The sequence below is a fragment of the Psychrobacter sp. AOP3-A1-26 genome (assembly GCF_052378235.1).
Lineage (GTDB): Bacteria > Pseudomonadota > Gammaproteobacteria > Pseudomonadales > Moraxellaceae > Psychrobacter.
The window spans coordinates 1-26571 of record NZ_JBQSXN010000042.1 but is presented as its reverse complement, the minus strand read 5'-3'; the positions used below and the strand labels follow the sequence as shown (position 1 = coordinate 26571).

Sequence of the window (26571 nt, the reverse complement as noted above, 5' to 3'; positions counted from 1 at the left end):
TAAATAGGACAACGACTGTGCCAAAGAATCATGCAGTTCTCGAGCGATGGTCGAACGCTCTTCGAATAGGATAAGTTGATGTTCCTGCTGTCTTTGCTTACGTAGTGACAAGGCGGTGCTGACTAAATTGGTTAGCGCAACGATTAATTCATCATTTTGGGTATCTAACTCAACACTGGTAAACGGAAAAATGCTGTCTGTTCCCGTTTCTATGGTCTTGATACGCTGTGATGGCGCCACACCATCACCAGTATCATTATGGACGTTACTAGTGGCAAAAGACTGATTCATCACTAGCGTCGACTTTGGTCTGACACGTAATTCACCAAACTCTTCTTGTTGATGAGTAATTGGATAAGACTTTGTGAACTCACCATTTTTGGTGGCGCAGCTATCACAATTGAGCTTTTTGCACAGCTCTTTCATTCTTTCACCATGCAGAACGATGGCGTTTTTATTGGTAATATATTTATTCTGTATGCACAGCGTAAACTCTAAGTGTGGCAAGGTTTTGCTGAAATCTGCTACCAGCTTATCTAGCTGATATAAGCTGACTTTATTGGTGGTAATGGTTTTGGAAAAATCATAAAACAACGACAGCACATGATTGGCTTTTACCAAATGTTGGGTCTTTATCTGCACCTCACTCTCAAGCGAGCGCTGATAGGTCTCAATCGTACTTGCCATGTCGTTAAAAGAATTGCCGAGCACCTCAAACTCTCTATAGCCCGTTATAGATACTCGGGTATGGTATTTGCCTCTTTTAAATTGATTATTGGCTTTAATCAGCTGCTGGATAGGAGTTAGCACCGCTTGATGCAATCTTTGCATACCAATCAACATCACAATGAGGGTAAGTATCAATGAGAGTATTTGTAGGTTTTGCTGCCATATTTGACGCTGCTCGTTTCTATACTGTAGCTCGCCTACAAAGCGATCTACGTCTTTAATATACTTGTCTGAAACGCGATAAAACATCTGCTTATCTTGTGCCAACAATGCAGGTTTTAAATCCTGAGACCATTGGGACTGAACCTGTTTTAGCTGGTTGTTGATGCGGGTATGCCTGTTGGCACTCGTCAGTTGATACTGCTGTAACTCTTCAAGTCGTTCTTCCATGTCTTCGACAAGAAGCCCAACCTTTTCAGGCTTGGACTTATTAGAAAAGTCCAGTTTGTCCTGTTTTTGAAGCGGCTTACCATCTGTATTGTTTACGCTATCTTGGTAAATGTTTAACACTGAGCTCGCGGGATGGTCATCAGAAAAGTCAGTCGCTAACTGAAAATTGATACGGTAGGCTGCCATCCGTATCGAGCCTGCGGTATTAATCGCCTCAGCATCTGAGCGTGCTACCCAAGCCAATGCCCCACTTCCTATCGCTGACATAAAGCATAAGATAGCGATGGTAATAATAGCGATCCAAGCGTGCAGGGACAAAGATTGTTTTCGTAGATTAGACATAACTAATAGCGCTCACCCATCAAAAATCAGTTTCTAAAAACATCTGCTCATAACTTTCAAGACCGTAACTTTCAAGACCGTTGTTTTAACTATAGGGTTTGGAAAATAAAGAAGCTTAAATACAAATACCTCATTTGTAAACCCGCCTGCAACCTACCCCCTTCAGTCATCAGTATACCACTATGTATGAATACTCATATTCATGATAACGCAGTACCGTGAGTTATCATTTTTTGATAGATCAAGTGATTCATAGCGCTGACTAGCAGGCACAGTAGCCCTTTTTTATTAATATTAATATGAGTGGGCTTTACGGTATACCGCGAGTTTAAACGGCGGCTTAATCATAAGAAAACACTGATCATAACTAAGCGTAGCCGATACTAAGTGAGGAATAACATGGGCAGTCGTTACAACTTCAAAGGTGGTAAGCTCATCACTGACTGGCGTCCTGAAGTAGAAGAGTTTTGGGAAGGCGGCGGCAAAAAAGTCGCTCGTCGAAATTTATGGATATCGATACCATCATTGCTATTAGCGTTCGCGGTATGGATGGTATGGAGCGCGGTCATCGTACGCTTACCAGAAATTGGTTTTGCTTTTGATGCCGGCCAGCTGTTTTGGCTCGCGGCATTGCCAGGGCTATCAGGGGCGACGCTACGGATTTTCTATTCTTTTATGGTGCCTATTTTTGGTGGCCGACGTTGGACAGCGATATCCACATTATCTCTATTAATCCCAGCATTATGGATGGGATTTGCCGTTCAAAACCCTGATACACCATTTATAATATTTGCTATTATCGCCCTACTTTGTGGCTTCGGTGGAGGTAACTTTGCCTCATCGATGTCCAATATTTCATTCTTTTATCCAAAGGCTGAACAAGGCACGGCGCTGGGGCTAAACGCAGGTCTTGGTAATCTTGGCGTATCTGTGATGCAGTTCGTGGTACCGATGATTATCTTGGTTGCCGCGTTTGGTAGCTTGGGCGGTGATGCACAAATATCTGACAGCGGTAGATTGTTTTATCTACAAAACGCCGGCTTTATTTGGGTGCCTTTTATCCTGCTCTTCTCAGCATTGGCGTGGTTTGGCATGAATGACATCGCCACTGCTAAAGCCTCATTTAAAGACCAATCGATTATCTTTAAACGCAAACACAACTGGATCATGTGTATTCTTTATATGGCGACGTTTGGCTCGTTTATTGGCTTTTCAGCAGCGTTCCCGATGTTGATTAAAAACTCATTTCCTGCCATTGATGCACTCAAAGTTGCATTCTTAGGTCCTCTCGTCGGTGCTTTATTCCGCCCATTAGGTGGCTGGATATCTGACAAAACCAGCGGCGCAAAAGTTACCTTTTGGAACTATGTAGTAATGGTATTAGCAGTATTGGCAGTGATGTACTTCTTACCAAGTGAAACCCATGAGGGCAGCTTCGTCGGCTACTTTATCTCCTTTATGGTGTTATTCATCACCACCGGTATCGGTAACGGCTCTACTTTCACCATGATACCAGTCATTTTTAGAACCTTTCACGATCGCCGTCAGCCTCAAAAAGCAGGGACAGAAGAACTATTCGTCGAGATTCGCAAAGAGTCCGCAGCTGTGGTTGGCTTTACCTCAGCGGTCGCCGCATACGGCGCGTTCTTTATCCCCAAAATGTTTGGTTCAGGGTTGGGCGTTGATGGTACGTTTATTGCGCTCATCATCTTTTATATCCTCTGTATCGTTTTGACTTGGTGGTATTACAGCCGTGCTAATGCTGAAATTCCTTGCTAAGGGCAATCTATTAAAACGGGCTTTTAAGCACCATTCTTAAACCAAAACGTCTCTCTTTATAGTGCTACTTACCAGCGTAAGTAGCACTTTTTTTATTCAAGTTTCTGTTTGCTGTTTTTTAGTTTATCGATGCAGGCTATTTAACTTTTCTTAATGGTGTTTTTAACGATATTTTATTTTTGATAGCTACTACTAAGGTGGTAGTGCCCTGCTCATGTTAGCTAATAGTAAGACCGCCGTGGGGTAATTAAAATGACACCATCGAAAAATATTTACAGCTTGGGCAAAGGGTTATTTGTACCGCGCCACTCAGCTTTAGATACACCTTAGGCAATAATACAGAGGATAGCGAAATGAGCCATTTACTCGACCAATTCCGTTTTTTTAAACGTAAACAGGACGAATTCTCCGATGGGCATGGCGAGACACGCGATGAGTCTCGTGATTGGGAAAATGTGTATCGTAGCCGTTGGCAATATGACAAAGTCGTGCGCTCAACGCATGGTGTCAACTGTACTGGCTCTTGCTCATGGAAAATCTACGTCAAAAACGGCTTGGTCACGTGGGAGACGCAGCAAACTGACTACCCTGAAACCCGCCCCGACCTACCAAACCACGAACCGCGCGGCTGTCCTCGTGGCGCAAGCTATAGTTGGTACATGTACTCTGCCAACCGTGTGAAATATCCTAAGGTGCGTAAGCCACTTTTAAAGTTATGGCGTGAGGCCAAGGCTCAGTACCCTGACCCAGTCGATGCTTGGGGCAGTATCGTCCAAGACCCTGTTAAAGCTGAACAGTATAAATCTAAACGAGGCTTGGGTGGTTTTATTCGTTCGACGTGGGCTGAGGTCAATGAAATCATCGCTGCCAGTAACGTCTATACCGCCAAAACCTTTGGTCCTGACCGTATCGTTGGTTTTTCACCGATTCCTGCGATGTCGATGGTTAGTTACGCTGCTGGTAGTCGTTATTTATCGTTAATTGGCGGTGTTTGCTTATCGTTTTATGATTGGTATTGTGACTTACCGCCTGCTTCGCCAATGGTTTGGGGCGAACAAACCGACGTGCCTGAATCAGCCGATTGGTACAACTCTGATTATATTATTGCTTGGGGTTCAAACGTTCCACAAACGCGTACACCTGATGCGCATTTCTTTACCGAAGTTCGTTATAAAGGTACTAAGACAGTCTCTATCACCCCTGACTATGCTGAAGTCTCTAAACTAACGGACTTATGGCTGAACCCTAAACAGGGTACCGATGCCGCCGTAGCACAAGCATTCTGCCATGTCATTATCAAAGAGTTTTACCTCAAGCAACCAAGTGATTATTTCTTAGATTATGCCAAGCGCTATACCGACTTACCCGTCTTAGTAATGCTAGAAGGCGAAGAAGGCGCGCGCCATGCGGGTCGATATCTGCGTGCTTCTGATTTAATCGATGACTTGGGTCAAGAAAACAACCCAGAATGGAAAACCATCGGTCTAAATAGTGATGGCGAGCTGGTCTCTCCACTTGGCTCTATCGGTTATCGTTGGGGCGAAAAAGGCAAATGGAATCTGGAACAAAAAAATGGTGCCACTGGCGCCGATATTGACCTGACACTGACTCTAAAAGACAGTAATGAGACTTGCCAAGTCGGTTTTGATTACTTTGGGCATGTGTCGCACCCGCACTTTACCTCGGTGCCGGGTGAAGCCATACAACAGAAGACCGTTCCTTGTAAAACGGTTACGCTTGCCGATGGCACAACCGCTATCGTCGCTACCGTATTTGATTTAACCGTTGCCAATCTTGGCGTAGATAATGGCGTTGGCGGCGAGCATGTCACCGATGATTACAATGACGAGACCGTACCCGGCACCCCTGCATGGCAAGAAGTCATCACTGGTTTGAGCCGTGAGCGCGTCATCCAAGTGGCACGTGAGTTCGCTGAAAACGCCCATAAAACCCATGGCAAATCGATGATTATCATCGGCGCGGGTATGAACCACTGGTATCACCTCGATATGAACTATCGCGGCGTGATTAACATGCTGATGCTGTGTGGCTGTATCGGTAAATCTGGTGGCGGCTGGGCGCATTATGTTGGTCAAGAAAAACTGCGTCCACAAACGGGCTGGTTACCTTTAGCGTTTGCGCTTGATTGGCATCGCCCGCCACGTCATATGGCGGGTACCAGCTTCTTTTATGCTCATAGCTCACAATGGCGTCATGAGACTATTTCTGCCCATGAAATACTCTCGCCACTGGTTGATAAGAAGTTTTTCCCCGAGCATATGCTTGACTATAACATTCAAGCAGAACGTGCAGGCTGGCTGCCTTCTGCGCCTCAGCTCAACCGTAATCCACTGACTATCGCGGCCAAAGCCGCTGATAGTGGCAAAGATGTGGAAGAGTATGTCGTCGACTCTCTTGAAGACGGTAGCTTACGTTTTGCTTGTGAATCCCCTGATAACCCAGCGAACTTCCCACGCAACATGTTTATCTGGCGCTCAAACCTATTGGGCTCATCAGGTAAAGGTCACGAGTACATGCTGCATTACTTCTTGGGCACCAAAAATGGTCTCCTCAATGAAGAAAACTCAGAAGGTCATTTGCAACCAAAAGAAGTTGATTGGATAGAAAAAGGCGCGACTGGCAAGCTAGATTTGGTTGTCACTTTAGACTTCCGTATGTCTTCTACCTGTTTGTATTCAGATATCGTATTGCCAACAGCAACATGGTACGAAAAAGATGACATGAATACCTCAGACATGCATCCGTTTATTCACCCATTAACAGCCGCTACCGACCCTGCTTGGGAATCTAAATCGGATTGGGAGATATATAAAGGCATTGCCAAGAGCTTCTCAGAAGTATCAAAAGGTCATTTAGGTATTGAAACTGACGTCGTCACCTTACCGATGCAACATGACACCCCCGGTGAGTTGGCGCAACCATTTGGTGGCACTGACTGGAAAACAGCCGGTGAAAAACCAGTCCCGGGCAAAAACTGTCCAATGATTAAAGTGATTGAACGCGATTATGGCAATACTTATGCCAAATTCACCTCGCTTGGCCCTGCCCTAGAAGAACTGGGCAATGGCTCAAAAGGCTTGAATTGGGATATGAAAACAGAGGTCAAACAGCTGGGTGATTTAAACCATAGAGTAACCGAGCCGGGTATCTCTGAAGGTCGTCCTCGTATCTTTACCGCTATCAACGCTTCTGAGATGATTCTAATGCTCGCACCTGAAACCAATGGTCACGTGGCGGTAAAAGGTTGGGCCGCACTATCTGAATTTACTGGTCGCGACCACACCCATCTGGCCAAGTCTAGCGAGCATGAAAAAATCCGCTTCAAAGATATCGTTGCCCAGCCACGCAAAATCATCTCAAGCCCAACGTGGTCTGGTATCGAATCGGACGAAGTGAGCTATAACGCCGGCTATACCAACGTCCATGAGCTGATTCCTTGGCGCACACTGACTGGTCGTCAACAATTCTATCAAGATCACCCTTGGATGCAGGCATTTGGCGAGCAAATGCAGCAGTATCGCCCACCAATCGATACCAAGACCACTGAGCTGCTCAAAGACGCCAAGCCAAATGGTAATAAAGAGATTGTACTAAACTTTTTAACACCGCACCAAAAGTGGGGTATCCACAGTACCTATTCTGAAAACTTGCTCATGCTGACCCTTAGCCGCGGCGGACCTTGTGTTTGGATGTCGGAAGTCGATGCGCAAAAAGCCGGTATCGTCGATAACGACTGGATCGAGCTGTTCAATGCTAACGGAGCGATTACCGCCCGTGCCATCGTCAGCCAGCGTGTCAAAGAAGGCATGACCATGATGTATCACGCCCAAGAAAAACTGGTCAATATTCCAGGTTCTGAGCAGACCGGTACGCGTGGTGGTATCCATAACTCGGTCACTCGGACGATTTTGAAACCGACCCACATGATTGGTAGCTATGCCCAGCAGTCTTACGGCTTTAACTACTATGGCACCGTCGGTTGTAACCGCGATGAGTTTGTCGTGATTCGTAAGATGTCAAACATCGACTGGCTAGAAGATAAGCCAGATAACGAATTACCTCGCCCACTACCTACCAGCATTGACGGATAAAGCCATTTCTTCTATCGAAAATATATCCTTATTTTAGGATATCTCTGAAGAAACCAAAGCTGCTTTTTTACCACTATTTGGAGCACAGATCCATGAAAATTCGTTCGCAAGTCGGCATGGTGCTTAACCTTGATAAATGTATCGGTTGCCACACCTGCTCAGTCACCTGTAAAAACGTCTGGACCAGCCGTGAAGGCATGGAATATGCGTGGTTTAACAACGTTGAATCAAAACCCGGTATTGGCTATCCCAAAGAGTGGGAAAACCAAACTAAATGGAAAGGCGGCTGGATTCGTAATGCCAATGGCACGATTAATCCACGCATCGGCGGTAAATTCAGAGTATTGGCAAACATCTTTGCCAACCCTGACTTACCAGAAATCGATGACTATTATGAGCCATTTGATTTCGATTATCAGCACCTACATACCGCGCCGATCAGCAACCACCAGCCAATCGCTCGCCCGCGCTCAGCCATCACCGGCAAACGCATGCAAAAGATTGAATGGGGTCCTAACTGGGAAGAAATCCTTGGCTCAGAATTTGAAAAACGTCGCAAAGATAAAAACTTTGACAACATCCAAGCCGATATCTACGGCGAGTACGAAAACACTTTCATGATGTATTTGCCGCGCCTATGCGAGCATTGCTTGAACCCAACTTGCGTCGCGGCTTGTCCTAGTGGCGCGATCTACAAGCGTGAGGAAGACGGTATTGTCTTAATCGACCAAGAAAAATGTCGCGGCTGGCGCATGTGTATCTCAGGTTGTCCATATAAAAAGATTTATTACAACTGGAAATCAGGCAAATCTGAAAAATGTATCTTCTGTTATCCACGTATTGAAGCCGGTCTACCGACGGTTTGTTCTGAGACTTGTGTGGGTCGTATCCGCTACTTAGGCGTCTTGCTATATGACGCGGACAAAATCGCCGAGGCCGCTAGTACACCCAATGAAAAAGACATTTATCCAGCACAATTAGATTTATTTTTAGACCCTAATGACCCTGTGGTGATTGCCCAAGCGTTAAAAGACGGTGTACCGCAGTCAGTGATTGACTCAGCCCAGCGTTCACCAGTATATAAACTGGCGGTGGACTGGAAGCTTGCGCTACCACTACACCCTGAATACCGTACGCTACCGATGGTTTGGTATGTGCCGCCATTATCACCGATTCAAAACGCTGCTGAAGCGGGCCAAGTCGGTATGGACGGTTTGATTCCAGATGTCGACAGCTTACGTATTCCGCTACGTTATTTGGCCAATCTACTAACCGCAGGTGATGAAGAGCCTGTTCGTCTTGCATTAAAACGTCTACTTGCTATGCGTAGCTACAAACGTATGCAACTGGTCGAAAAGCAAGAAATTCAAAGCATCTTAGACGATGTTGGTTTGACTAAGCTGCAAGTTGAAGAGATGTATCGCTATCTGGCGATTGCTAACTATGAAGATCGTTTTGTTATTCCAACGGCGCACCGCGAAGAAGCGTTGAGTGATGCATTCGCTGAGCGTAACGGCTGTGGCTTTACCTTTGGTGAAGGCTGTTCAGGACATTCTGACAACAGTATGTTCGGTCAACGCAAAGCCAACCGTCGTGATTTCATCGATACCGTCCAAAAGTGGGAGTCATAAGATGCAAACTACTCAATATCATACCGACCGTTCTGTGAATGACCCTATTATGCCGTCGGTTATTGGTGCTTCAGACCTAAAGCTACTCAAGGTATTAAGCCTGCTCATAGACTATCCAAGCAATGAGCTATTTACGGGCGATACGCTTGCTGATTGTACAGAGATTGTCGCAACATCGACGCTAATTAGCCCAGCCGTGCGGGCGCAAATTATCGAGTTGATCGAAGACTTAATTGATACTGGCTCTCTTGAAGCACAGGCGCGCTATGACGGTCTGTTTGAGCGCGGTCGTTCTTTATCGCTGTGGTTGTTTGAGCATGTCCATGGCGAGTCGCGTGATCGTGGTCAAGCCATGGTCGATTTGATGGGTCAATATCAAGAAGCTGGTTTTGAGATTAGCGTTAAAGAGCTGCCGGATTTTTTGCCTTTATATCTCGAGTTCTTAGCCTATCAAGCTACGGTTATCGAAGATGATATTCAGATTCGTATGGATATTGCCGATGTCAGCCATATCATCGCCTTGCTTGCTGCTAGGTTAGAGGATCGCGGCAGTCTCTATCAAGGCTGCTTCAATGCACTCCTGCAAATTGCCGGTAAGCCGCTCGATATGATTGAAGAGTATCAAGAAAAAATCAGTAAAGAAAAACCTGATGACACCTTTGAAGCACTGGACAAAGAATGGGAAGAAGAAGTGGTCACGTTCTTAGATGCGCAACAAGAAGATCGCTGCCCATCACAAACCAGCACCCAAAGTCTGGCAGCAAAAGCGGGCGTTAGAGCCAATCCAAACGCCGTCGATGCGCCTGTGCATTGGGTAGACTTTAAAACCAACCCATCGGTTAAACAATAATAAGGAGAGATGACATGAATATTGCAGATCCTAGTGTATCGTCTATCGCCAATTTGAATTGGCTGCAAATATTCCTTTTTGGCGTTTATCCGTATATTGCATTGACCATTGCTATCATTGGTACTTGGGTACGTTTTGACTTGTCGCAGTATTCATGGAAAACCGGGTCGACGCAGATGCTAAGAACCAAAAACATGCGTCTTGCCAGCAACTTATTCCACGTAGGCATCATTGTGGTATTGCTAGGGCATTTATTTGGGATGCTGACGCCGCACTTTCTCTATGACCGATTTATCAGCGCGGGCCATAAGCAGATTTTAGCCGTAGTCGTTGGTGGCATTGCAGGGGTGTTCTGTTGGTTCGGTCTTGTGATGCTGATGTGGCGGCGTTTTACGGATGATCGTATTTCCAATACCTCGTCGTTTTCAGACAAGCTCGTCCTTGTGCTGTTATTTATCCAGCTCAACCTCGGTCTCGCGTCAATCTTTACCTCCATGCAGCATTTGGATGGCTTGACGATGATGAATTTAGCTGGCTGGGCACAAGACATCACCGTCTTAAGACCTTGGCAAGCAGCAGCGCGTATCGAGCAAACTGACTTGATTTATCAGCTACATATGGCGCTAGGTATCACTCTAATTGCGATATTTCCGTTCACACGGCTCATTCATATTATTAGTGCGCCCATTTGGTATTTCGGTCGTCGCTATCAAATTGTGAGACAAAAGAAATCTCAGTAAGTTTATAAAGCAGTATGTAGGGCGTGTCATCAATGAGCACATTTAATCAACACGCCCTACCTATTCAAACGTCTATCAAAAAATACATAGTGGAGCAAAAGCCATGACTGTCAGTACCTATAATCCAGCCGACCATGCGACTAACAATAATGTAAACGGTCACGTTCATAGTGGCAGTCAGACTGATGCTAACAACATGGCGAATGATCATGACCACAACCATGAACACAGCCACGACCACGGTGATGACATCGTGCATCTTATGCCAACCATGACGGATCTGCAAAAACCACATTCTGATCAAGAATTCATTGAAAAAGCCATGGAAGAAGAGCGCAGCAATCACAACAACCTAATCGCTTCTAGCCGTGATGAATTGCCTTCGGTCACGGTGAATGGGGTGATGATCGACAGAACCAACATTGCCCAAGAGCTGCAATACCACCCAGCAGAAAACAAAGAAGATGCGGTGTTTTATGCGACTCAGGCACTGGTGGTACGCGAATTACTCAGACTCGCCGTATTGGATGAGCCAAGCCTTGGTGAGACAGCATGGATAGACGATGAAGAACAAGCCATCTCGAGATTGATAGATAAAAACGTCCAAGCGACGATGCCTGATATGGCAACGTGTGAGCGTTATTACCAACAAAACATCACAGATTATATGACCGATCCAATTATGAATGTGCGTCATATATTGTTGGCGTGTTTGCCAGAAGATGGCGACGAGCGATTAAAACTCAAAAAAACCGCTTACGAGTTTATTGAACAAATCAAAAATAACAGCAACCGCGATGCAGAATTCATCCAATTGGCACGCCAGCACTCTGCTTGCCCATCAAAAGAACAAGGCGGTGAATTGGGCATTATTAACAAAGGACAAACGGTGCCAGAGTTTGAAAGCACGTTATTTAAGTTAGATAAAGGACTGGCGCCAAGCCCTATCGAAAGCCGCTATGGTTTTCATGTCGTTGAGGTGCTGAGCAAAGAACCTGGGATACAAATGATTTATGAGCAAGTCAGCCCTGCTATCCACAACAAACTAAGCCAGCAAGCCTTTCATCAGTCATTATGCGATTACCTGTTTACTTTAGCCAATGAAGCAGATATCGAGGGTATCGAGATGATGCTTGAGCAAGAAAACGTGTTTCGCGGATAATCAGTCAACTGTTAATCACTTGCTTCTTATTACTAGGTTTGCCCTCAACTCCTACGAGGGTACGCCCTAATACTTAATACGAATAAAATGAGTACAGAACTATGAGTACAGAGATATGAGTACAAAATTATGGGTACAGAACTATGATTACAGTTGAAGCGCTCAAATCTGCCATAAAACAACGTATAGCAGCTTATCATCACAACGACTATCCGCTGCATAACAGACAAATCGATAGCTACGATTTATTAGCCAGTCGCAATCAAATTTTGGCAAAAGATATTATCTCGCCATTTGCTATACCGAGGCAGAATCTGTCGGCGATGGATGGTTATGCGATTGCTAGAAGTAGCGTACTGTCAGCAGACTCGACCATCACTATCATCGGTGAGTCACAGGCAGGCAGCGCTTACACTGGCGACATCAAGTCAGGACAAGGGATTCGCGTCTTTACCGGTGCTATCGTACCTGATGGCTGTGATACCGTTATCATGCAAGAAAATACCAATTTTGCCGCGATAAAAGACACCCTTGATAAATCACAACCTTACTCCATCAGCCTGAGTCAAACCGCCAAATGTGATAATAATATTCGTAAAAAAGGCGAAGAAATCGAAGCGGGTGAAGTGGTTTTACGCCAAGGTAAGCGACTCAATCCTACTGATATTAGCTTACTGGCGAACTTAGGGTTTGATAGAGTTGATGTTTATCAGCCGTTAATCGTTGGTTTGCTAGCGACTGGTGATGAGCTGGTGGCAATTGGCCATACACTTGACAGCGTGGCGCAAATCTATAACTCTAATACCCCAACCCTTAAAACCCTATTGGCTGATTTGCCGATAGACATTCGCGATTATGGCATCATCGCTGATGACTTAGACAAGACCACTGCCGCGGTAACCGAAGCGATGCAAGCCTGTGATGTGGTTATTTCTACTGCTGGCGTATCGGTTGGTGACTATGATTTTTTAACCACCGCCATTGACCAACTTGGCAAAATCAATCACTATAAAGTGGCGATGAAACCGGGTAAACCTTTTGTATTTGGTGAGTTGACTCAAAACCTTACCAAGCCCGTATTATATTTTGGCCTACCAGGCAACCCACTATCCACTGTCGTTGGTACGCTACAATTTGTGCTGCCCGCCTTGTGGCAAATGACAGGCGCTGCGACACAAGAGCAACCGGTATCGTTGACAATCACCGCCACGCTTACGAATGAGGTTAAAAAATCAGCAGGGCGTACGGATTTTCAGAGAGGCGTTTTGTCACAAGATAAGTTAGGTGGCTTTTACGTCGAAAGCTTTAATAAGCAGCAGTCGCACCGTATCAAACAGCTTAGCCAGGCCAATTGCTTGATGGTATTGGCTCAAGACACTAGCAGTTTATCAGCTGGTGACAAAGTACACGTTCAACCATTCCCTTGGTTTTACCACTAATATCTGTTTTAATTAATAATCATGGTTATTAGCAAGCGCTTATCCAGTAGCTTCTTTTACTGAATCAACCCTAATTTTACTGAATCATCTCTAAGTCAGCTCAATACTACTTTGGTAGTAGGTTATAGCAGCGTTAGGGTTAATGATTATTTGCTGATAAACTGTCATAATACTAATATAAAACCTCCCACTCACAACCTGAGGCAACGCCTAAAAGTACACACTATAATCAATATTAATGGTAATCATCTATGAACCATCTTGTCCCCACCGTAGGCAATGCACAACTGTATTCGCCTACCACTGCACCCGCTATTTTTGATGGGCACAACGACGCCCCATCGAAAGTCACTATCTCGTCTACTCATTCCCCTGCTACGCTCTCGCAACCATTAACAGATGGTTTCGCACGACGTCTCACCTATCTACGGCTATCGATTACTGACTTCTGTAATTTTCGCTGTGAGTATTGCTTGCCAAATGGCTATCAAGGCAAACCACCACAAAATGAGCTGAGTGTCACTGAAATCGCTACTTTAATCCGTGGGTTTGCCCAAGTAGGGACAAAAAAGGTACGGATTACTGGTGGCGAACCTTCAATACGCCGTGATGTGGTCGAAATTATTAAGATCATTAAAAACACCGAAGGTATAGAAACCGTTGCCATGACCAGTAATGGCTATAAGCTTGGCAAGCACTTAGCCGATTGGCAAGCAGCTGGGCTTAACCAAATCAATATTAGTATGGACAGCTTTGATGCGGCCACTTTTCATAAAATGACTGGCTTTAATATGTTGCCGCAACTGCTGGCGGATATGGATCTGTTATTAGAAACCACCGATATTAAGCTAAAAATAAACAGCATCTTAATGGCGGAAACTGGCTTTGAAAACCTCATAAATGCCATCGACTATGTCAAAAACAGAGCGGTCACCTATCGGTTTATTGAATTTATGCAGACCAGTGACAACAGCGATTTGTTTTTTGCGCAGCACGCCCAGTCCGATATGATTACCAATTATTTGCTAGAAAATGGCTGGCAAACACACGAGCGCGGCAGTACCGATGGCCCAGCGATAGAATACAGCCACCCTGATTATCAAGGCCGTATCGGTATGATTGCCCCTTATGCCGCACATTTCTGTGACAGCTGTAATCGCCTGCGCGTCAGTAGCCAAGGCAAGGTGCATCTGTGTTTATTTGACCAAGGCAACTACGACATTCGAAAGCATTTGCAGCAAGACGATGTCGCAGGGCTGGTCAATACCTTACACAGCTTTATGCCAATCAAGCCTGAACACCATCACCTCCATGATTCTAATAGTGGCATGATGAATAACTTGTCGATGATTGGTGGCTAGGCCACTGCGTTTAGACTCGAGATTTTAGCGTAAAAAAATATTGCGAGATTTTAAAAACTGTCACATTTTAAAGATAGCTGTATTTGAAAAAAACTATATTTAACACCCTAATTATTGAAACAATAGCCATTAAGGAACATCCATGTCCAAACCTGCTGCAGCATTTATCCCGCTTAATATTGCCATCTTAACCGTTTCTGATAGCCGTACGCTCGCAGAAGATACCTCGGGGCAGTATTTGGTCGATCAATTAATAGAGTCAGGTCATCAACTGGCAGACCGTCAGCTAATTATCGATGATATCTACAAAATTAGAGCGGTGATTAGCGGCTGGATTGCAGACCCCAATGTTCACGCGGTTATCACCACCGGCGGTACGGGCTTTTATATTAGAGATAGCATGCCAGAAGCCGTCAATGTATTGTTTGACAAATCAATTGATGGATTCGGTGAAATGTTCCGCTTAATCTCCAAAGATGATATCGGTATGTCAACGGTTCAATCGCGTGCGGTTGCAGGAATGGCAAATGGTACGGGTATATTTTGCTTACCCGGCTCATCTGGTGCTTGCCGTACGGGCTGGGAAGGCATCCTAAAAGAGCAGTTCGATAGCCGCACACGTCCCTGTAATTTTGTACCGCACTTTATGCAGATCAACCCAAGCCATGGTTAGTCGCAAATGATGAGTCGCCAATAACGGCCTCTTGCCTTCAAAAGATAGCGACGGCAATGCCTCGTGCATAAAGTGTCGATTATGAACCAATAACGGAGTTATCTATGAGTACTGTAGTAGAGAACCATACAGATGCCACGATGAATATCACTGTTTTATACTTCGCCAGCTTGGCTGATGAAGCCAACTGTCATGATGAAAAAGTTGAAGTTAAACAAACGACTTCACTGACTGAGTTGTATGAACAGCTGAGCCAAAAACATCGCTTTAGTCGTCCGCAATCTGAGCTGCGTGTAGCAGTGAATGACTACTTTGCCAAATGGACGGATGAGATTCATGACGGCGATAGCGTGGTTTTTATTACCCCAGTCGCAGGTGGTTAATATAGCTTGGACGTTTCATCCATATCATCGCAACGCTTGTTAAAATAATAGTTTGAGAAAATAAATGACAGACAATGTACACGGACAATCGATGAATATTAAGCGCAGCATCGATGAGGCTTACTCAATCGCTGAACGTGATGGCTTTGCGCTGCTAGATACTGACATCGACGAAAATCGACTCAAAAAAACCCTTGATGATGATAGCTGCGGGGCGTTTGTCTGCTTCGAGGGGCGCGTACGCAACCATAATAATGCCAGTAATGTAAATCGCTTAACCTATTATGGTTATGAAGACTTAGCAATCAATCAAGGCCGTGCCATTATCAAAGAAGCCAAGCAACGTTTTGAGATTACCCACGCAATTGCTATCCATCGTATTGGTGCTTTAGAGATTGGTGATGTGGCCATTTGGGTTGGGGTCGTTTCATCGCATCGCTACCCTGCTTTCGATGCCTGTCGCTGGATATTGGATACTATTAAGGCGGATATTCCTGTCTGGAAGCAAGAATACTACCAAGACGATTCTTCTAAATGGCTAAGTAATAATGGCTAAGTAACAATGGTTAAGAAAGATGGTGGAATAACAACTAAAATTAAAATATCTTAAAAAACGCTACGGTACTGCTGATATATTTTTTTCAGCCTCTGTCTGTGTAGGCACAGCAGGCCTGTTAAGTAAAAAACCTTCATTTCAGCACACAATAAGATCAGCCAAACGTATTGTTGATTGGCGAAAAACTGCCAGTCAACTATGAAGCTGTTTACTATAAAAAGATAATGTATTTTTACTAACTTTTGTTTTTTATTTTGAATTGAGAGTATAGAGTATGCAAGCAGAGCAATCAAATAATCGTCATAAACCAGCCAACCATTTATCTGACGTATCACCTTATTTAAAAGCATCAGATTTAAAAGTATCAAAATCTATCGTGACACTAGGCGCGTCTGCTTGTTTAGCATTGGCCCTAAGCGCCTGTAGTAAAGAAGCCAGCACTGATGAGACACAAGCAGCTGCTAATGATGCACCGCAAACCACACAGCCAGCTGAAAATATCCGTATTGCCGCGGCGGCCAACTTATCAGATGTGTTGCCGGAGATTATCGAGGGTTATAAAGCGGATAGAAATCTGCCAGATCAAGAGATTGAAGTTACTTTCGCCTCCTCAGGTAAACTCTATTCTCAAATCACTTCAGGTGCACCTTACGATGTATTCTTGGCTGCCAACCAATCCTACCCTGCTCAGTTAGCCGAGGAGATGTTCAAAGGTGAGGCTAATCGTACGCCCTTTACTTACACCCAAGGTCAGTTATCCATCTATAGTGCAACCAAACCAGTCGATGGGTTAAATCAGACCACTTTGACCGATTTGTTTAACAGCGATGACAAAACCAAGATAACCATTGCCAACCCTGATCTTGCTCCATACGGCGAGTCTGCAAAAACCTATCTCCAATCACAAGACCTCTATGATTCCTTAACCGCACAAAAACGCATCATTCAGGCCGAAAATATCGGTCAAGCGTTCCAGTATGCGCATACTGGCAGTGTCGATTATGGGTTTGTCGCCCATTCGCAAGTCACTGCCATCAAAGCGACGCCTGAGCAGTTTTATATCTTACCGCCAGAGTCTTATCCTGCTATTTTACAGGACGGCATGGTCATTACTGATGTCGCTAGCGCTGAAGATTTTGCTGACTATCTGCGCTCTCCTGCAGGGCAAGCCTATTTCTCTGAAGCTGGTTATTTAGCCGTTAAATAGCACCGCTGTTACTTATAAGCTGTCATTTATAAATGGGGCGCGTTGACAATGAAGTTTGAGCTGTCGTTGTCAGCGCGCCTCTATATAGTCGATTCCAAATAAAACAGATACATTATATTTTGATGCGGAACTGGTATAAATTTTTCTGGCGTGCTGTGCCTGCGCAGACAGAGGCTGCAAAAAATTCATTCCAGTCCCGCTGTATCGCTTTTATACTGAACTCACTATAGTATGATGCTAAGTAGAGTAAATAGCATGACACTATGAGCGATGCCTTATAAATAACGCCCTATCAGTAACGCATTAAATAAGAGGTAGATAAACAATAACGCTATGATATCTCAATCCCTTATTTTAGATATGCTGCTGCCAGTATGGGTCAGTATCAAGCTTGCTGCTATCACTACCCTATGCTTATTGTTACTTGGCACGCCATTGGCTTATTGGTTGGCCAAACCCAGTCGCGGTAATATCGTTGGTCGCATCAAAATACTGCTTATGGGCGTGATTGCCATGCCACTTGTCTTGCCGCCTACTGTCATTGGGTTTTATTTATTATTACTGCTCAGCCCAAATTTCGGTATTGGTAAATGGCTCGCTCAATACAACATCAGTGCCTTTACCTTTACCTTTGAGGGACTGGTCATCGGCTCTATTATCTACTCGCTGCCTTTTTACGTGCAGCCTGTCTACGCACAATTTTCACGCATCCCAGCCAGCGTCATGGAAGTGGCAAGCCTACTAGAACCCAACCGTCTAAGACGCTTTCTACGAGTGGCACTACCGCAAGCACGTATCGGCATTATCCTTGGTAGCTTAATCAGCTTTGCCCATACCATTGGTGAATTTGGTGTAGTACTGATGATTGGCGGTAGTATTTCAGGTGAGACCAAGGTCGTCTCGATTGCTATCTATGAGCAAGTAGAAGCGCTTAATTATGAGGCAGCTCATATGATGTCTGTCATTCTCATCATTATGGGCATGGTCATGGTGGCACTGATTGCTAGCTTTAATAAATCCAGCCACAACCCATAAACACAAGCTCAGCCTAAATAATACCCAGTCAATTCAATGACACGCCTTATTCACGAAACTGCTTAGCGATTCTCGTCTGAGCGTTTAATGCTGTCTGGGCTGGCCTCATAAATAGTGTCCAACTCTGCTTCTGTCAGACAGCTCTCAACGATGGGAAACAGCTCGCGTTCCTCAAAACGAATATGATCGTATAGCAATGTGGCCAGTTCCCTGACTTGGGTAACCGTGATAGGGTTGCTTTGAGACGACTCTGAGCTTTCACCTTCTTCCATCAGGGCATGTAGTGCTTTATGCTGCTCATCAAGGGTATTAAGTACTGAGGCTACTTCGGGTTTAGAGTCTTGATAAGGCCGTAACGCATCAACGATTAAGTTATCTTCAATCCGAAAGTGATGCTCCATCTCTTTAAGGTAACCCGTTATATTCAACCAATGCTTGCTGATTTCTGCTGGCTCATCTATGCATTCCTTAGCATGACGCGATAGATTTAACCCGAGGTGATGTTGACGGGATAATGGCTGTAATTGATTGGCGCGTTTCATAATTAATTACCTCATTGTATTTAGTTATAGTCGATTCACTTTAAAGCGATACAAAGAAAACCAGTGCAAATACTACATTTAACAAGCTAGCCCTTCATAAACCAGCCGTGGCGTCAATGACCACCCTACCGTCTTAATCGACATGATGGGTGAGCATTTCATCGATTAGGCCGTGCTAAAAAATTACTGGTTGTTATAGTCCTGTAATGATATCAGGGTCTAGGATACTGGGTAGATGTCATTCTCAATAAATTCAATTATAGTAAGCTTTTGACGATATTTTTAATAAAATTGAGGAATTTAATAATGAAAACACTAAGTTTATGTATATTAGCAGGACTGAGTTTAAGTGCTTGTGCTACTGGTAATGCCAATCAAAATGGCGCTACTAACAACGGTTCTAATAATGGCTCTAACAATACAGTCACTCAATACCCTGTTGAAGCAGCGATGCTGAATATTTACACCAAGGAGCGCAGTCAAAAGCTGGTGGGCACTATAGACGGTCAAAATGTATCTGCAGAAATTAAAGTCACACCCAAAGGGCCAATGGTGTTCAATAATAAAAAGGTACAAGGTGCCGAAATAAACACCATCAATAAATTAAACAATCAAATCACCGGTCAGTCAGTGGCTATCAATTACTTTACCAAAAATCCACTGATGTTTTACGGCTTTACCGACAGCTCAGGCGAGTATTCGTTAGCCACGCAAACCACGACGATACCGAAGATGGCGACCATTGGCGACTCTAGTAAACTACTCACTGAAAACACTTATAGCGATAGCAGTATGGCTAAAAAAATAGGCACCTATAACCAAGGCTGGTCTTTGCAGCGAGACAGCAACAATACTGCGTGGTTCTGTATCGGAACATCAGCCAATCTATTGCTCGATAACGACCCCGCTGGCTCATCAGAAGAATGCTATAAAATCAACGCTAAAGGTAATATTTTAAGCAGCAAAGTGACCATCAGCCAGCCGAGTAATAATGGCAATAGAAAAATGGTTTTTACCAGCCAATAACTTATTAAATGGCGATATCACAACTCGACGCTGACTTGAAAGCAATACTCATCTTTGATAGCGATGCTCATTTTACCGTTGTGAGCATCGACGATGGCTTTTACGATAGATAACCCCAAGCCAGTGCCTGAATGAAAGGTATTGGTTTTATCATGGCGATAAAAGCGCTCAAACAGCTTATCTGCTTCGCTTTGAGTCAATGGCGAATCCAACTGATTGCTGATGGTTACTTTTAAAGAAGACTGTTTTAAAGAAGACAGCTTTGAGGACTCAGCTTGCCTGCTTTTTCCATCAGTACTGTCAGTGGTAGTGCTATGAGCGCTATTATAAGTAAGGGTGTCAGCCTTGATAGATGCAGCTTCGATAACAATCACACTATCGCTTGCCGCGTAATAAACGGCATTTGATATCAAATTAGAAAACAGCCGTTGCAATAAGCTGTCATCGCCCAATACGGTATTAAATACGCCAATTTTCTCAAAATAAATACCGCGATCTTCCGCCATGAATTCATAATAAGCCATCAACTTAATCACAAGAGAGTCGATATCAACATCACTGAGCTGAGAACTATGCAGTCCTTTTTGCGTCTTTGCCAATAGCAGCATATTGTTAATCAAGCTCGATAACTGCTCGAGTGTGTCATGCTGATCATGCAGCTGCTCAACATATTCGCTGCGCTCTCTCGGCTTACTCAACATTACTTGGGTTTGGGTACTTAAGGTGGCAAGCGGCGTACGCAGCTCATGAGCAATATCATCTGAGAATCGCGATAAAGACTCAAAATTATGCTCAAGTTTGTCCATCATAGCGTTATAAGCGTCAGCAAGCGCGCGTAGCTCACTGGGCATCTCGCTGACAATGATACGATCGTCAAGTTGTTCGGCATTGATACGGGTCATCTTTTGTCTGATGGTCGCCAGCGGAGCAAAGCCTAAATGCACACTAAAGGCTGCGACAGAAACTAAAATAAAGGTAATGGCGATGAGTATAAAAATAAGCTGACGGTTAAAATGTAGCAGATACTGATGATGAACATCAATCGGTAAGGCAATAAGCGCCAAGCGTTCAGAATGTTTAATCACAATAGCGCGATAGTGACGATGATTCATTTTTAAATCAAACGGCTGGTCATGGTATTGCTGCCATAACGCTTTTACACGCTTATTACCCAGCTCGCTTATAAAAACGTTGGGATTGCTGGTGATGACTTTTCCCTGACTGTCAGTGATAAGGGTTTTTACCCCGTAGTCCAGTCCAGCGTTGGGTGGTTGCGGTGCAGGTGTGGATTGATTAAAGGCTGATGCTGCCCTCTCATCGTCGAGCAAGCGATCAGTCATTTGCTGACGTAGATTAAACGCAGCATGGGTTAAAATCTCTGAGTCCATTTGCTCAAAATGACTGTTTACCGAACGCTGAATCCAGAGATACAGGCAGATTTGAATAATGACGACGCAGAGCGTCAGCAACAATAGCGTCCGCCATAACAGCGATAAGCGGCCGTCTGTGATAATGGGTGTCATATTATTGGCCGTCTATCGGCTGGTATAGGCTAGGCTGAGCTAAATCGACGCTGCTTTCTATCACATCTAAGCGATAGCCCATCCCGCGTACGGTATGTATCAGCTTTACTTTATAATCATCATCGATCTTAATTCTTAACCGTCGAATCGCTACATCAATGACGTTGGTATCGCTATCAAAATTTATATCCCAAACTTGTGAGGCGATGACCGAGCGCGGTAGTACTTCACCTTGGCGCTCAAGTAAAAACTGTAATAATAAAAACTCTTTGGCGGTGAGTTTAATCGGCTGCTCATCTCTGTGTACGCTGCGTTTGGCAATGTCCATCGTTAAATCGGCAATTTGTAAAAGGTTACTACTATAATCTGCCTGATTGGCACGGCGTAGTAAGCTTTTTATTCTCACCAACAGCTCGGCAAAGGCAAAAGGCTTGGTAAGATAGTCATCACCGCCAAGCTCAATACCTTTGATACGATCACTTAAGTCATCTTTGGCAGTTAAAAATAAGATTGGCGTGTGCTTGCCAGCAGCGCGGTAATTGCGTACCAATTCAAAACCACTGATATCTGGCAACATCACATCCATGACCACGACATTAAAATCTTCGCTCATTAACGCATGGTAGCCGCTCAGCCCCGTGGTTTGATGCTCAACCATAAAGCCCGCTTCACTCAGACCTTTTTTTATATAATCACCAAGCGATAATTCATCTTCGACCAATAATATTTTCATAGCAGGCGCGACACTAATGGGTTGGGTTAATACTATCAATAATAGGGGAATGATAGAGGATTGCTAGCAATATTCCTATGCTAAGACTGCAACATGACAAAATTGTCATCTTCGCGTCATGTTGTTGTCAGAGTCGTTGTATTAAGCTGTTCGTTATCTTAATGTATTAACGATACTATTAGTTGCTGTAGAAAACACATGAGTGAGCTTTATGAAAACCTTTAAAACTGAGACTAGCCCTATGTCTAATAGCCAGCCTTCTAAGCTATTGCGCAGTACACTTATATTATTTGCCGCCTCATCACTGTTTGCTTGCGGTCAAGCCAACACTAGCGCCTCTGAGCCTAATGTCTCAAAAGTTGAAAGTTCTACCGTTGCAACGTCTAACACTACTAATCCAAACGCTACAAATGCAGCACTAATGACAACGCCTGCCAGCAATCCAGACCTACTAAAAAACGTCTCAGCAACTGTTTATAAAGATGCCAACTGCGGCTGCTGTAAAGATTGGATCAGCCATGCAGAAGATAACGGTCTAAGCACCACGGCGCACGATGTTGCAGATTTGGCATTATTCAAAGAGCGTTACGGCGTGCCAAATGACATGCGCTCTTGCCATACTGCGGTCACCACCGATGGTTACGTCTTCGAAGGTCACGTACCAGCGAAATATGTGGCGCAGTTTTTGGAAAATCCGCCCGTACAAGCGCTTGGACTTGCGGTACCGGGCATGCCTATGGGTAGCCCAGGTATGGAATATCAAAATAAGTTTGACCCGTATCAGATTATGCAGCTTAATAAAGACGGTACAAGTGAAGTCTACGCGGATATCAGCTCTGTTCAACAGCAATTATAATTTGTATTATCGATATTGAACCCATTTATAGAGGCAACCCTATGAATAACTCTGATCAACAAGAGATGAATCATAAAGAAAGCATGAACCCTTATATTAAGTTCACTCTGATGATTTTGACCTCTACTGTTGTGATGTACATCATGATGTATTTCAATACCTACCAGTGGGATCACGTTTATTTTAGTGAAACCAGAGCTTATATGGCGCTGTACATGGGCGCTGGTATGGCAGTCATTATGCTGGCATTTATGAGTAACATGTATAAAAAGACTAAGCTGAATTTACTGGTTTATGGGCTAAGTGTGGTGATGTTTGCCGTTGGCATTTGGGGCGTTAGATCCCAAGCAACCGTCGATCAAGTCGATTGGATGCAAGCGATGATACCGCATCATTCCATTGCTATTTTGACCAGCTCAAGAGCAGATATCGAAGACCCCCGAGTGCGACAACTGGCGGATGATATTATTGAAGCGCAAAAGCGTGAAATTGGTGAGATGCAAGCGCTGATCGAAGAATTAAAGTAAGTTTTTAACTTATAAGCGGTTATAGATTTATAAGTTATAGATTTATAAACAGTCACTTTTAGACAAAGGCTTTCAAACGAATAAAGCGATTGAAGCAATTATAATTAAGGATATACCATGAAAACTCATTACAAATCAGGCTTTTCCATTCTGGCCGCTAGTGTCAGTGCCGCACTATTACTAAGTGCCTGTCAGCCAACCAATGACAATGCTAACGATACTGTCGACCCTGCCGCAGAAGGCGTCACCACCGTTGAAACCACTGCAAATGACACTAACACTGTTGACCCACACACTGAGCATGACATGAGTGCAGATGGTATGGCAATGGATGACGAGCCAATGACTGATATGCACAAAGACTATACCGACTCTATGACCACCATGCACGATGAGATGATGGTTGGCATGGACTATAACGACCCTGATGCGGCATTTGCTCAAGGCATGCTTGGTCATCATATCGGTGCAGTAGATATGGCAGAGATTGAGCTAAAATACGGCACAGACGATGAAATGCGCAAGCTGGCTCAAGAAATCATTGATGCCCAGAAATCTGAGATTGAGCAGATGAAAGACTGGCTCGCTAATAACCCTGACGCGGCAGAACCAACGGCTGATACGGCGGCGATGCAACAAGCCTATGCCGATGGAATGGATGCGATGCACGGCGAGATGATGGCAGGTATCGCAGACCCAGTACCAGATATGGCCTTTGCTCGTGGTATGCTTCCGCACCATGTTGGTGCAGTAGATATGGCAGAAACTCAGCTTAAATATGGTAAAAATCCTGAAATGCTTAAGCTGGCGCAAGAGATTATCGACGCACAGCAGCCAGAGATTGAGCAAATGCAAAGCTGGATTAATGCAAATAAAGGCTAACTATGTTTTGAGTATGATTTAGCAAGCAGGTTTTAACAAAAATAACTTAGACAACTTAGCAAGATTTGGGTGGTACAGAACTTGGCGGCACAGAATACGTACCGACAACATGTGCCACCAAATCGCTCGAGCCTTCTGAATATAGAGAAACCTCGCCAACGATAAGCGTGCGTCCGACTTTCATCAGCGTGCAGTCAGCGATAATACGTGCTTCTGCTGAGGGTTTACGTAGAAAATTAATATTTAAGCTCGTCGTCACTGTCAATGGAACAATGCCAATCTTGCTAAGTATCGCCACATAGAGGGCTACATCAGCGATACTCATCATCACAGGCCCAGAAACGGTGCCACCAGGACGCAATTCATCGACACCAATATCGTGCGATAGAGTCGCACCATTATCATCCACTGCCTCGATTACGTATTTATTCTGTGGAAACTCTAACGCCATAAAGGCGATAATTTCTTCTTTAGTGGCAGACATATACCCTCCTTTTAAAAAAAACTCAGATAGCTTTCATTTTTACTCCACCCCACGTTACTAGGCCAACGCCCAAGGCTATCAGTGAAGCACCTAAAAACAGACCTTCGGGTGGCGCTTCCCCTTGTAAAAAAATAGCGACTGGCACACCAACCACTGCACCGACTGAGCCTAATAAACTCAATAATACGGGACCGCCCGTCTTTTGTAGTAGAAATAACAATGAAAACTGCCCCGCAAATACGCCTGACTGTACGGCAATTAGACCCAAGGTCAGCCCTTCAAGCGGCATAGTGACTGAGAAATTAGGCAGCATACCAAGTGTAAGCAATAATAGCGAAGCGGCAAGCAGCATACCTGGTGCGAGTGCACTAGGAGAAGCCTTATTAGGCCAGCGCAATGTGCGATATATATTACCAATAGCCAGCAGCACGGGCCCGCAAAGCGCTATCAAAATCCAAAAAATACTGGCATCTGGTGCTGAAAATTTACGCGCTGCCAATACCCCTGCCCCAATAAGCGCAGCGGCCACGCCCAAAGCACGGATAATATTAAATCGCTCCATGCGTAGCGTTAAGGCACCAAGATACGTCAGCAATGGCGGTAGCGAAATAATAAGGGCGACGAAACCTGCGCCAACATGCGGAATGGCTGAGAACAACAGAAAATTGGAACCAGCAACACTAATGAGCGCGGCGACAAAATAATACTCAAAGCTACGTGCATTTAAAGGTGGTAGCTCTTGTTTAATAAAGGCAACGACCAATAAAATAATCCCTGCGCCCGTTATAGACCAAAAGAGAAAAGCCAGTGCGGTAATACCTATCTCGCCAGCATACTTTGCCAAATTGGTAGAGATACCAGTCAAACTTCCGCCAACAAGCAGGCACGCGAACGGGATAAGCCACGTGCTCTGTTGCCGAGATAGCTGCTGTTTTGGCGCGTCAGTGTCAGTCATCGATAATCCTATTGGGTGAAAATTTCGATGACGATAACAATATCGATGGCAAATCAGCCAAACCTTGTACTGCCGTAGCTGCATACAAGCCACTTAAATCACCACCAGCAATTACAACAGGGACATCTTGCATAGAGATTGACTCCTACCTAATTGAGATTATTCAGCCAACAGTTTAGCAAGCAGCTCGTCTATCTCAACCTTAAACTCTTTGTCTTCAATCTTATTGGCCGTAATTTTGGCATTTTGCAGACTGTTAATCGCGGTGTCTTTTTCACCCATTTCCAGCTGTAAGACCGCCATCGAAAAGGCAATCGATGACATATGATCTTTCGAATTCATCGCGGTGGCTTTTGCTTGTGCTTTATCATAAATGACTAATGCCTCATCCAAATCCTCGGTGAAGTCTGCGAGCGTTTCCCACTGCTCTGGATGGTCTTTATCGGTGTTTTCATTATCAGTACAGATGGCTTTTAGCTCAGCATAAAGTGCATCGAATGCTTCTTGGTTGCCTCTACGGTCGGCTTCGAGTAAATCTTCAGCTAAGGTATAAATTGCTTTATATATCTTGGTATTAATCATTATTTTCTCTATTTTTAGTTAGGACATGACATCTGAGCAAGCTTATCATGCCTAGCTGTCAGTATTAATTTT

Annotated in this window: 25 protein-coding genes; 17 read left to right on the top strand and 8 right to left on the bottom strand. The window is 44.4% G+C overall.

Annotation, left to right across the window (positions count from 1 at the left end; genetic code table 11):
• On the bottom strand, positions 1 to 1461 hold a 1461-nt coding region (locus ACT3TU_RS08495; RefSeq protein WP_444784276.1), incomplete at its 3' end, for a type IV pili methyl-accepting chemotaxis transducer N-terminal domain-containing protein.
• A gap of 399 nt (positions 1462 to 1860) precedes the next feature.
• On the opposite strand from ACT3TU_RS08495, the gene ACT3TU_RS08490 reads away from it, so the two are divergent.
• The 13 genes from ACT3TU_RS08490 to modB all read left to right on the top strand — a co-directional run bounded on the left by ACT3TU_RS08490 (position 1861) and on the right by modB (position 18389).
• Positions 1861 to 3240: a NarK family nitrate/nitrite MFS transporter gene (locus ACT3TU_RS08490; protein ID WP_192523147.1), complete on the top strand. Its 1380-nt coding sequence runs from the start codon at positions 1861 to 1863 to the stop codon at positions 3238 to 3240.
• A 353-nt stretch (positions 3241 to 3593) separates the two neighbouring features.
• Positions 3594 to 7352 carry a nitrate reductase subunit alpha gene (locus ACT3TU_RS08485; protein WP_192523148.1) on the top strand — a complete coding sequence of 1253 codons (3759 nt, stop codon included), beginning with the start codon at positions 3594 to 3596 and terminating at the stop codon, positions 7350 to 7352.
• Positions 7353 to 7444: 92 nt separating this feature from the next.
• Complete coding sequence (gene narH, locus ACT3TU_RS08480; protein WP_192523149.1) at positions 7445 to 8983, top strand: nitrate reductase subunit beta; 1539 nt, start codon at positions 7445 to 7447, stop codon at positions 8981 to 8983.
• A gap of 49 nt (positions 8984 to 9032) precedes the next feature.
• Positions 9033 to 9833 carry a nitrate reductase molybdenum cofactor assembly chaperone gene (narJ, locus tag ACT3TU_RS08475; protein ID WP_413038374.1) on the top strand — a complete coding sequence of 267 codons (801 nt, stop codon included), beginning with the start codon at positions 9033 to 9035 and terminating at the stop codon, positions 9831 to 9833.
• Positions 9834 to 9847: 14 nt separating this feature from the next.
• Positions 9848 to 10573, top strand: a complete 726-nt coding sequence (gene narI / locus ACT3TU_RS08470) for a respiratory nitrate reductase subunit gamma (protein ID WP_192523151.1) — start codon at positions 9848 to 9850, stop codon at positions 10571 to 10573.
• Positions 10574 to 10676: 103 nt separating this feature from the next.
• Positions 10677 to 11735: a peptidylprolyl isomerase gene (locus tag ACT3TU_RS08465; RefSeq protein ID WP_192523152.1), complete on the top strand. Its 1059-nt coding sequence runs from the start codon at positions 10677 to 10679 to the stop codon at positions 11733 to 11735.
• Between the two features lie 143 nt (positions 11736 to 11878).
• Positions 11879 to 13174: a molybdopterin molybdotransferase MoeA gene (locus tag ACT3TU_RS08460; RefSeq protein ID WP_192529238.1), complete on the top strand. Its 1296-nt coding sequence runs from the start codon at positions 11879 to 11881 to the stop codon at positions 13172 to 13174.
• 251 nt (positions 13175 to 13425) lie between these two features.
• Positions 13426 to 14535 carry a GTP 3',8-cyclase MoaA gene (gene moaA / locus ACT3TU_RS08455; RefSeq protein WP_192523154.1) on the top strand — a complete coding sequence of 370 codons (1110 nt, stop codon included), beginning with the start codon at positions 13426 to 13428 and terminating at the stop codon, positions 14533 to 14535.
• A 142-nt stretch (positions 14536 to 14677) separates the two neighbouring features.
• Positions 14678 to 15208 carry a molybdenum cofactor biosynthesis protein B gene (gene moaB, locus ACT3TU_RS08450; RefSeq protein ID WP_192523155.1) on the top strand — a complete coding sequence of 177 codons (531 nt, stop codon included), beginning with the start codon at positions 14678 to 14680 and terminating at the stop codon, positions 15206 to 15208.
• A gap of 104 nt (positions 15209 to 15312) precedes the next feature.
• Positions 15313 to 15591 carry a MoaD/ThiS family protein gene (locus tag ACT3TU_RS08445; protein ID WP_192523156.1) on the top strand — a complete coding sequence of 93 codons (279 nt, stop codon included), beginning with the start codon at positions 15313 to 15315 and terminating at the stop codon, positions 15589 to 15591.
• Between the two features lie 64 nt (positions 15592 to 15655).
• Complete coding sequence (locus tag ACT3TU_RS08440; RefSeq protein WP_192523157.1) at positions 15656 to 16147, top strand: molybdenum cofactor biosynthesis protein MoaE; 492 nt, start codon at positions 15656 to 15658, stop codon at positions 16145 to 16147.
• Positions 16148 to 16421: 274 nt separating this feature from the next.
• Positions 16422 to 17354, top strand: coding sequence for a molybdate ABC transporter substrate-binding protein (modA, locus tag ACT3TU_RS08435; protein WP_192529239.1), 933 nt, complete (start codon positions 16422 to 16424; stop codon positions 17352 to 17354).
• A 333-nt stretch (positions 17355 to 17687) separates the two neighbouring features.
• On the top strand, positions 17688 to 18389 hold the full coding sequence (gene modB / locus ACT3TU_RS08430) for a molybdate ABC transporter permease subunit (protein WP_192523159.1): 702 nt from the start codon (positions 17688 to 17690) through the stop codon (positions 18387 to 18389).
• A gap of 62 nt (positions 18390 to 18451) precedes the next feature.
• Here modB and ACT3TU_RS08425 read toward each other — a convergent pair whose 3' ends face one another.
• Positions 18452 to 18931, bottom strand: a complete 480-nt coding sequence (locus ACT3TU_RS08425; protein ID WP_192523160.1) for a hemerythrin domain-containing protein — start codon at positions 18929 to 18931, stop codon at positions 18452 to 18454.
• A 306-nt stretch (positions 18932 to 19237) separates the two neighbouring features.
• On the opposite strand from ACT3TU_RS08425, the gene ACT3TU_RS08420 reads away from it, so the two are divergent.
• Positions 19238 to 19957 (top strand): hypothetical protein, encoded by a 720-nt coding sequence (locus tag ACT3TU_RS08420; RefSeq protein WP_192523161.1) that lies wholly within the window; start codon positions 19238 to 19240, stop codon positions 19955 to 19957.
• Between the two features lie 17 nt (positions 19958 to 19974).
• On the opposite strand, the gene ACT3TU_RS08415 is transcribed toward ACT3TU_RS08420, so the two are convergent.
• Both ACT3TU_RS08415 and ACT3TU_RS08410 read right to left on the bottom strand, forming a co-directional pair.
• Positions 19975 to 21480, bottom strand: coding sequence for an ATP-binding protein (locus ACT3TU_RS08415; RefSeq protein ID WP_192523162.1), 1506 nt, complete (start codon positions 21478 to 21480; stop codon positions 19975 to 19977).
• 1 nt (position 21481) lies between these two features.
• A complete protein-coding gene (locus tag ACT3TU_RS08410; protein ID WP_192523163.1) occupies positions 21482 to 22213 on the bottom strand; it encodes a heavy metal response regulator transcription factor in 732 nt (243 codons plus the stop codon).
• Positions 22214 to 22424: 211 nt separating this feature from the next.
• On the opposite strand from ACT3TU_RS08410, the gene ACT3TU_RS08405 reads away from it, so the two are divergent.
• The 3 genes from ACT3TU_RS08405 to copM all read left to right on the top strand — a co-directional run bounded on the left by ACT3TU_RS08405 (position 22425) and on the right by copM (position 24478).
• Entirely contained in the window at positions 22425 to 23069 is a 645-nt protein-coding gene (locus ACT3TU_RS08405) for a DUF411 domain-containing protein (RefSeq protein WP_192523164.1), read from the top strand.
• 41 nt (positions 23070 to 23110) lie between these two features.
• Entirely contained in the window at positions 23111 to 23596 is a 486-nt protein-coding gene (locus ACT3TU_RS08400) for a DUF305 domain-containing protein (RefSeq protein WP_192523165.1), read from the top strand.
• A 117-nt stretch (positions 23597 to 23713) separates the two neighbouring features.
• Positions 23714 to 24478, top strand: coding sequence for a CopM family metallochaperone (copM, locus tag ACT3TU_RS08395; protein WP_192529240.1), 765 nt, complete (start codon positions 23714 to 23716; stop codon positions 24476 to 24478).
• Positions 24479 to 24533: 55 nt separating this feature from the next.
• On the opposite strand, the gene ACT3TU_RS08390 is transcribed toward copM, so the two are convergent.
• Genes ACT3TU_RS08390 through ACT3TU_RS08375 form a run of 4 tightly spaced genes read right to left on the bottom strand, consistent with a single transcriptional unit; the run spans position 24534 to position 26499 of the window.
• Positions 24534 to 24962, bottom strand: a complete 429-nt coding sequence (locus ACT3TU_RS08390) for a PaaI family thioesterase (RefSeq protein ID WP_192529241.1) — start codon at positions 24960 to 24962, stop codon at positions 24534 to 24536.
• Between the two features lie 22 nt (positions 24963 to 24984).
• Positions 24985 to 25917, bottom strand: a complete 933-nt coding sequence (locus ACT3TU_RS08385) for a DMT family transporter (protein WP_192529242.1) — start codon at positions 25915 to 25917, stop codon at positions 24985 to 24987.
• Positions 25910 to 26050, bottom strand: a complete 141-nt coding sequence (locus ACT3TU_RS08380; protein ID WP_192529243.1) for a hypothetical protein — start codon at positions 26048 to 26050, stop codon at positions 25910 to 25912. Before ACT3TU_RS08380 ends, ACT3TU_RS08385 begins: the two co-directional genes overlap by 8 nt.
• Positions 26051 to 26076: 26 nt before the next feature.
• On the bottom strand, positions 26077 to 26499 hold the full coding sequence (locus tag ACT3TU_RS08375; RefSeq protein WP_192529244.1) for a tetratricopeptide repeat protein: 423 nt from the start codon (positions 26497 to 26499) through the stop codon (positions 26077 to 26079).
• Positions 26500 to 26571 lie beyond the last annotated feature (72 nt).